Annotated in this window: 14 protein-coding genes; 3 read left to right on the top strand and 11 right to left on the bottom strand. The window is 47.5% G+C overall.

What is annotated here, in order from left to right:
• Positions 1–6: 6 nt before the first annotated feature.
• From KJY73_RS19325 to queF, 9 genes are all read right to left on the bottom strand, one after another.
• Positions 7–1461, bottom strand: a complete 1455-nt coding sequence (locus KJY73_RS19325) for a phosphohexomutase domain-containing protein (protein ID WP_214345265.1) — start codon at positions 1459–1461, stop codon at positions 7–9.
• Between the two features lie 9 nt (positions 1462–1470).
• Positions 1471–2886: a mannose-1-phosphate guanylyltransferase/mannose-6-phosphate isomerase gene (locus KJY73_RS19320; RefSeq protein ID WP_214345264.1), complete on the bottom strand. Its 1416-nt coding sequence runs from the start codon at positions 2884–2886 to the stop codon at positions 1471–1473.
• 117 nt (positions 2887–3003) lie between these two features.
• The gene (locus tag KJY73_RS19315; protein ID WP_214345263.1) at positions 3004–3309 is read right to left on the bottom strand and encodes a ComEA family DNA-binding protein; all 306 of its coding nucleotides are present in this window, start codon (positions 3307–3309) and stop codon (positions 3004–3006) included.
• Between the two features lie 354 nt (positions 3310–3663).
• On the bottom strand, positions 3664–4671 hold the full coding sequence (locus KJY73_RS19310) for an isocitrate dehydrogenase (protein WP_214345262.1): 1008 nt from the start codon (positions 4669–4671) through the stop codon (positions 3664–3666).
• A gap of 145 nt (positions 4672–4816) precedes the next feature.
• Positions 4817–6472: a hypothetical protein gene (locus tag KJY73_RS19305; protein WP_214345261.1), complete on the bottom strand. Its 1656-nt coding sequence runs from the start codon at positions 6470–6472 to the stop codon at positions 4817–4819.
• Positions 6469–6846 carry a DUF3192 domain-containing protein gene (locus KJY73_RS19300; RefSeq protein WP_214345260.1) on the bottom strand — a complete coding sequence of 126 codons (378 nt, stop codon included), beginning with the start codon at positions 6844–6846 and terminating at the stop codon, positions 6469–6471. Before KJY73_RS19300 ends, KJY73_RS19305 begins: the two co-directional genes overlap by 4 nt.
• 104 nt (positions 6847–6950) lie before the next feature.
• On the bottom strand, positions 6951–8315 hold the full coding sequence (gene ppnN / locus KJY73_RS19295) for a nucleotide 5'-monophosphate nucleosidase PpnN (RefSeq protein WP_214345259.1): 1365 nt from the start codon (positions 8313–8315) through the stop codon (positions 6951–6953).
• Complete coding sequence (locus KJY73_RS19290) at positions 8315–9868, bottom strand: GGDEF domain-containing protein (protein WP_214345258.1); 1554 nt, start codon at positions 9866–9868, stop codon at positions 8315–8317. Before KJY73_RS19290 ends, ppnN begins: the two co-directional genes overlap by 1 nt.
• Positions 9869–10262: 394 nt before the next feature.
• Positions 10263–11099, bottom strand: coding sequence for an NADPH-dependent 7-cyano-7-deazaguanine reductase QueF (queF, locus tag KJY73_RS19285; RefSeq protein WP_214345257.1), 837 nt, complete (start codon positions 11097–11099; stop codon positions 10263–10265).
• Positions 11100–11160: 61 nt separating this feature from the next.
• On the opposite strand from queF, the gene syd reads away from it, so the two are divergent.
• A complete protein-coding gene (gene syd, locus KJY73_RS19280; protein WP_214345256.1) occupies positions 11161–11700 on the top strand; it encodes a SecY-interacting protein in 540 nt (179 codons plus the stop codon).
• A 7-nt stretch (positions 11701–11707) separates the two neighbouring features.
• Here the strand turns inward: syd and KJY73_RS19275 are convergent, their stop codons facing one another.
• Complete coding sequence (locus tag KJY73_RS19275) at positions 11708–12004, bottom strand: hypothetical protein (protein ID WP_206595363.1); 297 nt, start codon at positions 12002–12004, stop codon at positions 11708–11710.
• Positions 12005–12165: 161 nt separating this feature from the next.
• On the opposite strand from KJY73_RS19275, the gene KJY73_RS19270 reads away from it, so the two are divergent.
• Entirely contained in the window at positions 12166–12525 is a 360-nt protein-coding gene (locus tag KJY73_RS19270; protein ID WP_214345255.1) for a DUF3192 domain-containing protein, read from the top strand.
• Between the two features lie 14 nt (positions 12526–12539).
• Here the strand turns inward: KJY73_RS19270 and KJY73_RS19265 are convergent, their stop codons facing one another.
• Complete coding sequence (locus KJY73_RS19265) at positions 12540–12767, bottom strand: DUF2789 domain-containing protein (RefSeq protein ID WP_206595365.1); 228 nt, start codon at positions 12765–12767, stop codon at positions 12540–12542.
• A 94-nt stretch (positions 12768–12861) separates the two neighbouring features.
• Between KJY73_RS19265 and KJY73_RS19260 the strand changes: the two genes are divergently transcribed.
• Positions 12862–13497: a GNAT family N-acetyltransferase gene (locus KJY73_RS19260; protein WP_214345254.1), complete on the top strand. Its 636-nt coding sequence runs from the start codon at positions 12862–12864 to the stop codon at positions 13495–13497.
• Positions 13498–13772 lie beyond the last annotated feature (275 nt).

The raw sequence follows: 13772 nt of genomic DNA, 5'->3' as shown, positions 1-13772 counted from the left end.
CCTTGTTTATTCTGCCCCGCTATTGATAAGCTGCAGTAGTTCCTTGGTTTTTTCTTCCATCAGAGCAATGTTACGCCTGGACTCAACATTTAGGCGAATAACTGGCTCGGTATTAGACTTACGCAGGTTAAAGCGCCACCCGGGAAACTCAAGGCCGACACCATCCGTGTGATCCAGCGCGACGGCATCAGCCTGATAATGGCTCAGCACCTTTTGCAAGGTTGCATCGGCATCTTTCACCACGCTGTTGATTTCACCGGATGAAGGAAAAGCCTGGATCCGCTCTTCCACCAATTGCGATAAGGGTTTTCCACTAGTACAGATAAGCTCTGCCACTAGTAGCCAGGGCAGCATACCTGAGTCGCAGTAAGCAAAATCACGGAAATAGTGATGCGCACTCATTTCACCGCCATATACCGCATCTTCCTTACGCATTCTCTCTTTGATAAAGGCATGCCCGGTTTTACTTTTTACCGGCCGCCCCCCAGCCTGCTTGATAATGTCTTCGGTATTCCAATACACCCTGGGGTCAAAAATAATCGCGGCGCCAGGGTCTTTGTCTAAAAAGGCTTGGGCCAACAGTCCAACAATGTAATAGCCCTCGATAAATTGGCCTTTTTCATCAAACAAAAAACAGCGGTCAAAATCACCATCCCAGGCTATCCCCATATCTGCTTGATGTTGGGTAACGGCATAGGCCGTTTGTTGTCGACACTCTGGTAGCAAAGGATTAGGGATACCGTGAGGAAAGGTACCATCCGGCTGATGGTTAATTTTAATAAACTCAATCTGGCATCCGGTCTGCTGTAGTGCTTTTTCCAAATAATCCAGAGTTGGGCCTGCTGCACCATTACCAGCGTTGACCACCAATTTCAGTGGTCGCAGTTTGTTGGCATCAATATAGCCCAGTACATGCGCGGTAAAGTTGGCTTTATTAGATTGCTGGCTGTAGTGGCCGCTGGCGGCCAGCTTTGCCGGATCTATCCGGCCTTGGCCTGCTTCAAAGTCGTAAGTTTGAGTCTGCTTAGCATAGTGTATAAGAGCTCTCTCAACCCTGCTGTTATCGTATTGTTCCGCCATGGCTTGAATGGTAAATAAACCGGTATCGCCACTGATGGGGCGAGAGCCTTCTTTGACCAGCTTCATGCCATTGTAATCAATGGGGTTATGGCTGGCGGTAACGACTATGCCGCCATCCTGGTCAAGGTCGCTGGTGGCAAAATAGATTTCCTCAGTACCCACCATACCAATATCCGTGACCGCGGCCCCTCCATCAATCAAACCTGCACTTAGTGCCAACTTGAGTGGCTCAGAGGTGAGACGTGCATCGCCACCCACCACTACAGTTTTTGCTTGCAGATGTTCGGCGAACGCGCGACCGATACGATAGGCAATGGCTTCATCCAATTGCTCACCCAGTTTGCCGCGGATATCGTAGGCCTTAAAACAACTTAATTGCATGGCTTACCCTTAGCTTTGCTTAGTGCGGCCGTAACGGTCTGAAAAGCGTACGATATCGTCTTCACCCACATAGGAGCCTGACTGTACCTCGATTAATTCCAACGGGATCTTGCCGGGATTCTCGAGACTATGTACAGCGCCAATGGGAATATAGGTGGATTCATTCTCCGTGAGCAGGAAGGTTTCATCGTCACAGGTCACCTGCGCGGTACCGGCCACCACAATCCAATGTTCGGCTCTGTGGTGATGCATTTGCACTGAGAGCTTTTCACCGGGTTTGACACAAATACGTTTAACCTGGAAGCGACTGCCTTGATCCAGAGAATCATAGCTACCCCAAGGGCGGAAAACCTCACGATGGAATTCGAATTCTGGTCGCTGCTGCGTTTTGAGGGTATCGACGACCTTTTTGATGTCTTGTACCTTGTCTTTGTGAGCGACCAAAATGGCGTCTTTAGTTTCTACCACCACCACATCGTCTATGCCCACCAATGCAATTAAGCGCTGCTCGGCGTTGACATAGCTATTATGCACATTCTCCAATATCGCATCGCCGCGCACGACATTGCCATTAGCATCTTTGGGCTGAACTTCCCACAGCGAAGACCAGCTACCCACATCGCTCCAGCCTGCATTCAGGGGAATGACAGCCGCGTCACTGGTTTTTTCCATCACTGCATAATCGATGGAATCAGAAGGACAGCCTGAGAAAATATCACTGTCTACCCGGACAAAGTCGAGATCCAGGCTCTCGCTGGCAATAGCCTGGCGGCAAATAGTCAAAATGTCTGGGGCGTGTTTTTCAAGTTCCTGCAGATAACGGCTGGCTTTAAACATAAACATACCGCTGTTCCACAGATAAGCGCCGGAGGAGATATATTTTTCTGCGGTACTGAGGTCAGGTTTTTCCACAAATTCGGCTACGTTAAAGCCGTGACTGTCCTTGATGGCATCGCCCTGGCGAATATAGCCATAGCCGATATGGGCGCAGGTAGGCACTATCCCAAAGGTGACCAATTTATCTTGCTTGGCCAGTGATTCCGCATGCTGGATAGCAGTATGAAAAGCTTCAATATTTTCGATCAGGTGATCGGCCGCTAGCACCAGCAGAATGGGATCTTCACCATTTTGAGTCGCATGTAGCGCAGCTAGAGCGATGGCCGGCGCGGTGTTTCTACCGACAGGTTCAAGTAATATGCCGTCATGGCGAATTCCAGCCTGAAGTAATTGCTCGGCAACAATAAAACGGTGTGCATCATTACAAACAAACACTGGTGCTTCATGCTCAATCCCTGTTAATCGAGCCAAGGTGTCTTGCAACATACTGTGTGTTGAAGTCAGGGTTAAAAACTGCTTTGGAAAGGCAGCCCTGGACTTGGGCCAAAGTCGGCTACCGGTGCCGCCTGCCATCACTATGGGTTTCATTCGCTATCTTCCGGATTGATTTTTTACAAGCATAACATCGGCTTGCGTGAAGGGGTATAAGGGAGAAGGCGATATACTTGTGTGCGCGGCACGTCCCTGTGCCTGACAACAGGGCCGTTACCTCACGCTGGCTTTTCCTGCCAGGGCCTTGACGGTTTGTTTGCCAATACCCTGGATCTTGGCGAGATCCTCTACGGATTGAAAGTTTCCATTGTCCTGACGGTACTTCACAATGGCTTCAGCTTTACTTTTGCCTATTCCTGGCAGTTTCATCAACTCCTTGGCCGAGGCGGTGTTAATGTTGATACTGGTAACACCTGCCTCTACCTGTTGCCCTTTTTCCTTATTTACATCCTTATCTGATGCCTGAGCAGGGGCACTAAGCCCGAGCATCATCGCTAGTAAAAGAGAGAGTTTTCTCATAGTCCTTCTCCTTATGCATCCTTGTCTTGACGCTGAGCGTCGAATAGAAGTGTAGACCTTAAACCGTCAGGTGCTAGGTCGGTATCCAGGGAAATTTAACATCGCCGATAAGGGCGGCCTGCAACATCGGTATACCGTCCTTCACTGGACATCGCCACTCGTTCGCTTCCATGCGATCGTGGCATACGCCCACCATGGATGGTGGAAGTACAGAAAATGTAAGGAACAGATTTTCTGCCCATTCATCCCTGGACATCGCCGATGAGTGCTCCCTGCAACATCGGCATACCGTCCATCCCTGGACATAAAAAAGCCGGTCAGGTGACCGGCTATTATTAGAAGTGCTTTTAAACTTTACAGGCGTTCAAGTACTGCCTGAGTGAAGTCGGTGGTACCGTGCGAGCCGCCTAAATCGCGAGTCGTGCGGTCACCGGATTCAATAACATCCTTCACGGCGTTACGGATCTTCTCGGCCTTATCGGCCATGCCCAGGTATTCCAGCATTTGAATAGAAGCCAGGATAACCGATGTGGGGTTAGCCAGGTTCTTTCCTGCGATATCAGGAGCAGAGCCGTGTACGGCTTCGAAAATGGCACAGTCTTTACCTATGTTGGCACCAGGTGCCATACCCAGACCACCTACCAGACCTGCACAAAGGTCAGACAGAATGTCACCGAACAGGTTAGTGGTGACAATGACGTCAAATTGGTGGGGATTCATCACCAACTGCATACAGCAGTTGTCCACAATCATCTCGGTGGACTCAATTTGCGGATAACGCTGCGCTACTTCACGAGCCACTTTAAGGAACAAGCCGCTGGTGGATTTCAGAATGTTGGCTTTGTGTACGGCTGTCACTTTTTTGCGACCTTCACGAACGGCCAGTTCGTAGGCGAAAGTAACGATACGTTCGGCCCCTTCACGGGTAATTTTGCTCATGGCTTCGGCTTCTGAACCATCGGCAGAAACTACCTGACCCAAGCCGGAATACATACCTTCGGTATTCTCACGTACAGTAATAATATCTATGTCTTCGTATCTGGCCTTGGTGCCTTTGAAAGACAATACCGGGCGAACGTTTGCGTATAGTTGGAACTTCTTGCGCAGGCTGACGTTAATGGAAGTAAAACCTTCACCGACCGGCGTTGTTAACGGGCCTTTCAGTGTCACTTTGTTCTTAGCGATCAGATCGAGGGTTTCCTGCGGCAGCAATTCACCGTGGTTCTCCAATGCAACCAAACCCGCATCGGCGTAATCATAGGCAAAATCGCATCCGACTTTATCCAGAATTTGAATAGCTGCGTCAACGATGTCCGGACCAATGCCGTCACCACGAATAACCGTAATACGTTGTTGAGTCATGAAGAATTCCTATGTCTGTCGTCAGGCTGGCCTATGGAAGATCTCCACAGGCAATATGCTCTGGTCGCAAAAGGCGCCAGATTTCTGGGCGCGTTTTATAGCACTTTAGCCGATGATTTTCTACCCGCTACCGATGAACCTTAGCTTATCTAGGACAATAACAGTGTGTTACTTCCACTGTCTGCCACTTGAGGTATTGCCAGCGCGCCGGAGATAGCCTCAGATAGGCCATCGCTTCCTGATAATAGTCCATTTCTGTCGTTTCGGACTCGCCAAACCAAATTTGTCGGGTCATAAGCAATCCCAGCCCCAGCAAGCATCCTAAGCGTCGCGCGGGACGAGGGATTTGAGTTACTGGTGATGCGTGATGCCTCAGAGCCTGAATGAGCTGTGAGTCTTGTTTCCATCCCTGAGCCAGCGCAATAGCGTGCTTGATTAATTCATCGGCCTGGGGTATCGCCAATAGGCCTGTCAGCGAATAATTTGGGGAGGCGCTTTGCGGCAGTTTTACTCTGCTTTTCAGCCAGGTGTTGGTAAATAAGCCTGCACAGGCAAAATAACCTAATGTCTTAACTTCGCCATGTTCTGAAGTACCGTTTTGATTGGCAAGAACCTCCATGCTATTTACCAGTATTTGTGTCATCTGTAATAGGCTTTCCTGCAATGGAAAGTAATGTTGGTTCACTCTGCTAAGCAGTGCTTGTTGGATCAGTAAGTGACGGGTACGTGCCAATCCTTGGAATAACAAGGCATGTTTTACCTCCACAAACTGGAGCTTCAGTCTCGTTCTGCGGCTGGCATCTTCACTAAGTTGATGGGCAAGGAAACCTTCGTCAGCAATGTGTCGGGCCAGCTTGTCGAGATCCGGTTCTGCATGTCCTAACAGATCCTGAATCACGATGAGTTTGGCCGGTGGCTGCGCAATGGGGTAGCTGGACTTGCTGCAGGCTGAAATAGCTTCAGTTTGCGATTGCATGTTATGCCACTGGGTATCCCAGCGTAGACCTAGCTCTTCTATATTCTCAACTACCTGAGTGGCGAGTACTTCTTGTACCTCGTCTTGTTGAAGTTGCCACACCGGACTGGTTTTGAGTTGCTCTTGCGAGGAAATATGCCTGACAAGGTAACCATCAGCTGTTAACGAAAGAATCAATGCTGATGTTTGATCTGGTAGCCTGACGGCGGTTCCTGGCGGAAGCAGTCCCGGAAAGGGAAACAGGCTATCCAATAGGGGAACAAAGCTGGTTGGAAGTTTTGGCGCCCAATATTTTAGCTGGCCCCTTAATCCATTTGGATGCGATTTATTTTCACTAAGCAGTGCAGCCAGGATCATTAAACGTTGCAGCGCTTGCAGTCTGCTAAGCGCTGATTGCACGCGCCGTTTGTGCATATGTGGAAGAATACGTGTCAGGGCAATCAGGGAACTGTACCACAGGGAATGATTACGTTGTTTTAACCAGTCCAATAGAGCCTGATGCTGTTGAACTGGGCAAAACACAGAGCAGACCGCTGCGCTCAGCAGGGTATGCGAAGTATGTTCGTTAACTGACATTCGCTGGCAAAGCAGCTGTGTGGCAACCAGATAGTTAAGGGCATGTTGTGCTTTGTCAGATAAACAATGCACTCGCAGTACTAGCAGGGCATAAAACGGCTCAGACTGTTTGCTGGCCGCCTTAGTTAGGCTGGCAATCTGTTGGCAGTGTTGCAAGAAGGTGGTGCTGAACCCTTCACGCTCGGCTAAAGATTCCGTTTGTGTTAGGGCCTGGGTTAACTCTACCAATACACTGAGCTCAAGGCTCACTGCCAATCCAGATACTGCTGATAAGCCCCTTCACCCCAAGCGACTAACTGATCATTTTTAAACAGAAGGGGGGTGCATTCATTCATAGTCGTGATGCCATCAGACTCCATATGCTGAGTGCGATAAAACATCACTTGTAGTTTGTCATCGTTACTGCGTTTGGCTTCGCTGATATCCGGGGAGCCCATTAATTCAATAATGGCTTGACGACCTGTGCCAAGCTCAAGTTTGCCTACTTGTACTTTGTTGTACTGCTCGCGATCCTTCCAATCCATGGAATTAGGATCATCAGGATAAAACAGCAATACCAAGGCGGCAAATAGCAGATAAATGACCAGACCCAGGCCAATTCGTTTTGCGATGGTTTTGTTCATAAATGCAAGAATTTAGTTTTTGTAATGGTGACAGCAAGAGTCTACACAAATTAGCGCGCCAGAACAGGGGGCTCTGGCGCTGATATTATTCTACTGAGCTTTATTTAAGCTCTAACGACCTTATAGCAAGGTAAATACTTGCTACCTGGCAGTTTCATGCGATGTTGTACCACAAAAGACTGCAATAATTCGTCCAACATGCTCATCAGGCTTTGGTCCCCATTTATTTCAAATGGCCCCTGCTCGCGAATCTGTTTTACACCTTCAGCTTTTACATTGCCAGCCACAATGCCAGAGAATGCACGTCGCAATGAGGCAGCCAGTTGTGCCTTAGGCTGATCAAAGTGCAAATTCAGGGCTTTCATGTTGGCGTGGGTTGGCATGAATGGCTGCTGGAACTCAGGATCGATTTTCAACGACCAATTAAACTGGTAGGCATCTCCGCGCATCTTGCGATACTCGGTGATATCAGACTGGTTTTGTTTTATTGTTTTGGCAACCAAAGCCGGATCATCAACGATAATAGTGTATAAGTTCTGTGCTTCCTTACCCAAGGTTGCTCCAACGAACTGATCAATACTGGCAAAATAATCTTCACACTCTTTGGGGCCCGTCAGCACAATGGGCACAACCTGATCGCGATTCTGCTCATGCAGCATGATGCCCAGTAAATACAGCAGCTCTTCTGCGGTACCCACGCCGCCGGGGAAGATAACTATGGCATGAGCAATCCGCACAAAGGCCTCAAGACGTTTCTCGATATCTGGCATGATCACCAGCTCGTTGACTATGGGGTTGGGGGGCTCTGCGGCGATAATACTCGGCTCGGTAATGCCCAGATAACGACCATGTCTGACTCGTTGTTTGGCATGACCAATGGTGGCGCCTTTCATAGGCCCTTTCATGGCGCCAGGGCCACAGCCGGTACAAATATTCAGCTCGCGCAGGCCAAGTTGGTAGCCAACTTCTTTAGTGTACTTATATTCGTGTTCGCTGATGGAGTGGCCACCCCAACATACCACCATATTCGCTTCGCCACTGGGTCGGATGACCTCTGCATTACGCAGCATATCAAAGACCATATGCGTGGTATGTACGGACTCGGGTGCATTCACACACAGGTTGTATTCATAACGAGCCCCCATATGCAGCAGGTCGCGCAGCACCGCAAAAAGGTGTTCATGCACGCCTTTTATCAGCTTGTCGTCAACAAATGCCAGGGCAGGGGGATTTATCAGTTCAATCTTCACGCCTCGTTCGCGGCGCAGCAGATTAATCTCAAAGTCTTCGTAGGGTGAGAAGATATTCTCAAAGTTATCTTCGTGGGCGCCACTATTTAAAACCGCCAGACTGCAGTTGCGAAAGAGTTGATACAGTTCACTGGAGGTTGAGCGTTTCAGACGGTCGACTTCCAGTTGGGAAAGCAGGCTCATTGCCCCAATAGGGTTAAGCTGTACGGTTCGTTTCATTATGATCCTTTATTGATAACGCAGCGATTCCGCCCTTGATTCTTAGCATCATATAATGCGCGGTCTGCCCGCTCAAAAACCGCCTCTACATCATCTTCACGGTTAAAACCTGCGGCGCCGATTGAGACGGTGATGGTGACTGCCTGTTCTTTGAATCTAAATGGGATTTTCTCAATCTGCAGACGAACTTTCTCCAATACCGCATCCAGTTCGTTGACAGCGGTTTGAGGGAACAGGATAACAAACTCTTCCCCTCCCCAGCGGGCAAGGAAATCGGTGGAACGCAGACATTTGCTAATATTCTGTGCAATGACCTGCAGGGTTTTATCGCCACCGGCATGACCATACCTGTCATTAATACTTTTAAAGTAGTCGACATCAACCAAGGCCATGCTCAGATTCGTGCCATAGCGGCGCCAACGCCTATACTCCAGCTCAACCCTGTCGTTGTAAGCGTAACGATTGGGAATTTGGGTCAGCGGATCGTGATGGCTATGGTACTTCTGTTGTAGCAATTTCTGCTTATACTCAGATGCTTCTTTTTCCAGAGCGCTTAGTTGGTCTTTCATTTCTCTGAGTAAGTTCATCAGGACAAGTTGTTCTTCCTTGTCCGCACGTTCCCGGCTATCCAATGTGGATGCCATCTTATTCAAATACTCACAGGCCTGTTGCTTGAGCAAAGCGATGTCCTGAGCTTCATCAACTGCCAGTTCAATGCCTTTAAGCTGCTGTCTGAGTTGTTGATTATTCTGTACTTTTAATTGGTACGCAGCCTGGCTATCTTTTAAAGAACGTCCCACCGCCTGACTGACATTGCCCAGAGTATTATGCAGGCTGGAAATAAAACGTTCAGCCTGCTTGCGGTCTTTTAGGACTTCTTTTGAAAGTGCGCGTACCAACAATAAACAGCACTCTAACAATTGGTTATGCGTCAGTCCTTGCTCTAGTCGTTGACGAATCTCATGCAGTTCTTGTTCTTTGCTGGCACTGGAAAGCTGCAGGACTAAATCCCTGAGCTCCCAAACCAATTGCTGATGAAAACTTTCCTCTTCTGCTTCAGGCTGCTCAGCTTGGTCTTTGGTAACGCTACTTTGCAAAGCGCGTTGGTAGAGAGAGAGCGCTTGGTCAAAGTATGGATAACTGGAAAAAAGCGACGTGTGACTTTGTTGCAGGGTTAGCAGAAACTGCTGGGTATCTTCCTTCAGCTCTTTGGGTAGCGATTTATTACGTTGCAATTCGCTGACGGCATTCTCAAGTAAACCATGTACTTTTGCATTTTGCTGTTTGCTGAAGTCGGCATTTTCTATCAGCAATCCGGTCAGTTTACTAATACAGACTTCGGCCATGGCAAAGTTCATTTTGCCAACCAAATGCCCTCTTAGCGCATGTAACTCTCTATCCAGTAAGGGATTGAAACCATCGTAAAATTTGCTGAGTCGGAGAATAAACTGCGACAGAGTATCAATTTGATGTTTGAAATTGCGCAGCACTTTCTGCTGATTCTGGGGAGACATATCTGCTCGCAGAGTATTGGATTGTGACTCATTATCCATGCCGATGGGTCCTTTAAAGCGGCTCAGGGTCAGATAGACTTGCTCGGTGCCTGCTTGTTCAAGCGCTTATGCTTGTCAGTATAATGGGAATTTGTCTGGATATAATCAATTTTTTCAAGAATGGCGGGGAGTTGCAGTACTTTCGTTGACTGTTAACTGTGAAAATTGCGCTTATCTCGCTTCTGGAACCTGAAAAACAAAGGGATGGCAATGCCATCCCTTTGTTTCAGTCGTCGTTCAATGGACGTTTGACCAGATAGTAGGGTAACCGGTCGTTTTTATTATTGTTAAGAGGCATGTGTGTTCCAGTCCTGTATTCAACAACTGCGGATATTCTACTCAGCCAATCTTAAAATGAAAGTCTTTTTGTAATTAATCTTTTTCGATTACAGCTTTACTGTCTGACTAAGCGGTGGTTTGGATAGTTCGTCTCAAAGTTACTTCTGAATGGATTGATGTCTAAACCCCCGCGGCGCGTGTATCTGGCGTAGACTGTCAGCTTTTTAGGTTGGCATTGATGCAGAATGTCACAGAAAATTCGTTCCACACACTGTTCATGAAATTCGTTATGTTGTCTGAATGATATCAAGTAACGCAACAAACTCTCTGGGCAGATCTCATTACCCTGATAACGAATGATCACGCTAGCCCAATCCGGCTGACTGGTGATCAAGCAGTTGGACTTAAGTAAATGGCTGATGTGTGTCCGCTGTACCTGCGTGTCTGTGCATTTGAGTACATTAGGTGTAGGTTGGTAGTGATCAACCTCAATATCCAAATCATCTAGTGACTCTGCGTCGTATTGATGAATGGCAAAATCGCTAGCGGCATTCAAATCAAATAACTTTACGTCAACCTCTGCACCTGCGCATACAGACAAATCACGGCGTAAGACATCGGTCAGCGCTTGTGAATTGGTCAGACGCCACTGATTAAAGCTATTCAGATATAGTTTGAATGATTTTGACTCGATAAGGTTCGGACTGTCGGCGGGCACGGTCACCTGTAGTAGTGCCACACAAGGCTTCCCTTTTTTGTTCAACCAGGATAATTCATAGCCGTTCCATATATCGCACCCGTGGAAAGGTTGCTGTTCCACAATGCCGAGATCCTCGCGGTTGAGGCTGCGTGGCACAGCCTGTAAGAGGTTCGGACTATAGTGGTCAATATACTCAGACACTTTACCCAGGCTGAGGTGCGCCAGGGGATTGCTCGGCTTCTTCTCTGTCATCGTTTTTCTAAGCAGGTTAAACTGCCGCTATTCTATCTTCTTTAGCGGTGAAGCCATAGTTATGGACGTGATTACCAGCATGCAGGCCTTTGTTCAGCGATATCTGGAGCACCATCAAAATGCACAGTCCCCTTTAATTACGCAGTGGGATGCCGATTGGTTGTCACCTTGCCAACAAAGTGAGCCGGATGCGCAAGGGATGATTCGTTGGTTGCCGGTTGCCAGACATGAAATCAGTGACTTCAGGGACACGGAGCGGGCGCTGGAAATCGATTTTCACCCAGATATCAAAGCATTTTTTAGCGCCTATTGGAGTGAAAACCTCACTGCCATGACACCGCGTGGTCAGTTGCAATTACTTTTGCCATGGAATGAGGATGACTTTGCCCGCTTACAGCAAAATCTCATTGGCCATGTGTTAATGAAGAAGCGTTTGAAGCAACCGATCACCTTGTTTTTTGCCGTAACCGATGATGACGACTTTATCCTGAGCATAGACAATCAAAACGGTCAGGTGATGTTGGAGCGGGTGGGGTTGCCTGCCAAGGAAGTGCTGGCTGAAAATCTCGCCAGTTTCCTTGAAAGTTTGACGCCTCAATAGATTCGGGTCACTTTTCCAGTAAATGCTTATTCAGCTGTTTTACCAGGCTGGTTAGTTCGGCGAGCTGCTTTTCCAGTTTGTCGACCCGTTGCTCAAGTGACGGAACCAGCACTTCCGTTGCCTTACTGGGAAGTGCCTGCGCAGCCATTTGTGCTGGTGCCTGTTTCCATTTTTGCAGCACAGACAAAATATCAGCCAGAGGTATGGGTTTTTGCGCTTTAGCTTTAACTAAGGCCACTGAGGGGGCCTTTCCTGCTGCTGCCAACTCCTGGCAAAGGGACAGAATGTAGTCTGCATTATTCATAAATGTGGTCAATCTAACTATCTATTAGCGAATCACGCATTCTATCATTGACCATCAATCATGTTGATGGTTAATAAATTTATATTTATCAATGTTTTATATTGTTGGCCTGTTGTTTGCTTTTCCATGAGCTGACACATATCAACCTTGGAGATAACTATATGAATAAACCCATTGCCGTCGTTTTGCTGAGCTTATCCTTGATGGGGCTATCCGGTTGCATTATTTCAGTTAAGCCCGATCAACATGGGCAAGCAGACTGGCAGCAAAGAGAAGATATGAACCGCAAAACCATTGCCAGCCTGGCACCAGGGATGTCAATTGAAGCGGTTACTGCACGTTTAGGTGTGCCTGATTTCAGTGAACTTTATCATCAGAATCAAGAAGACATTCAAGTACTGTTTTATCGTACGCACCGTAATCATGGTGATGGCACTACCAGTAAAGATGAATGCACCCCGCTGGTGTTTAAACAATCCCAACTGGTAGGTTGGGGAGAAACAGCCTATCTGCAAAGGTAAAGCATAGCTAAAATTCAGCGTAGCCTGGCGTTTAGTTGGTCGATGATTTCCGCCCACTCGGCGTCTTCCGCCAGCGCACGCTGAATAAATTGTGCCTGTGATGGGTTCCAAAATGGCGCATTTTCCAATTTTACTTTGTCGTTCAGCCCTTTGTGGCGTTCGATAAAGCCATTAATGCCATTGTCGGTATTTTCCAGTCCTAATTGTTCAAACAGATCGTGAATACTTGGCGTTAACGTCATGACATCCCCCGCAATGAATTCGATAACAAAGTGTTAACAAAGATCTCGTGCTGATGTATTGTCTACAACTATAGACAACTTTGTTGGGATCAACATGAGTCAGGCACAACTCACAAGAGATAGCGTTAAAGCCATTTATCTGTCCGCAGAAGATCTGAAAGTTGCAGCGTCTATTTTATATCTTGCCTACCACGATGACCCCTTGTTTATGAGTATCTTTCAATCAGAGAAAGAAGGGTATGAAGAGCGATTGCGGGCTGCAATCCGAGAAGAACTTAATTCCTTTTGGATGGCTAAGCAGCCAATGATAGGTTTGTTTGAAGATGAACGTTTGTTGGCCGTTGCTTGCCTGATACAGCCTGATGCCAGTATTGGACCCAACCGTTTCTGGCATTGGCGCTTGAAAATGCTGTTAACCGCGGGATTCCTCGGTACCAAGCAAATGATGGACAAGGAGCAAAAGGTCAAAGAGCAAGTGCCAGCCAAGCATTATCATATGTTGTCCTTTATTGGTGTGCATCCCGACCATCAGCATCGTGGACTTGGGCATGTATTGATGGGCGCCATTGATACGCTGATGCGTGAAAACGTGCAAAGCGAAGGCGTAGCGGTATTCGTTACTTTACCCAAGTGCCTTGGCTTTTTTGAAGATGGTGACTACGACTTAGTTAAAGAATTACAGGTAGGGAGATTGTCTGGACACCTAATGTTCCACTCAAAAACTATTTAGTCCAGATAGTTTTTAACAGCATTCACGCAGCTTCTTGTTAGCTAGCCAAAATCCTCTGTACGACAATGGCGATTCATTTTGTAAGACATTTCTCACAATGTTGTAGGAGAAACTGCTTTTATTAGCGTCTCTAAACTCCTACGAAAATTCACAAAGCATTGATATTTATAAGTTAATTGTTTAAAGCTGGTTGCGATTTCGACACTTAGTGCGTGTAGGACACTGGCGGGTAGATAGCAAATATTTGTCGATGCTATATCTTTATCCCTGTCACA

The organism is Bowmanella yangjiangensis (assembly GCF_018531185.1).
Classification (GTDB): Bacteria; Pseudomonadota; Gammaproteobacteria; order Enterobacterales; family Alteromonadaceae; genus Bowmanella; species Bowmanella yangjiangensis.
This window is presented reverse-complemented; position numbering and strand designations above follow the sequence as displayed.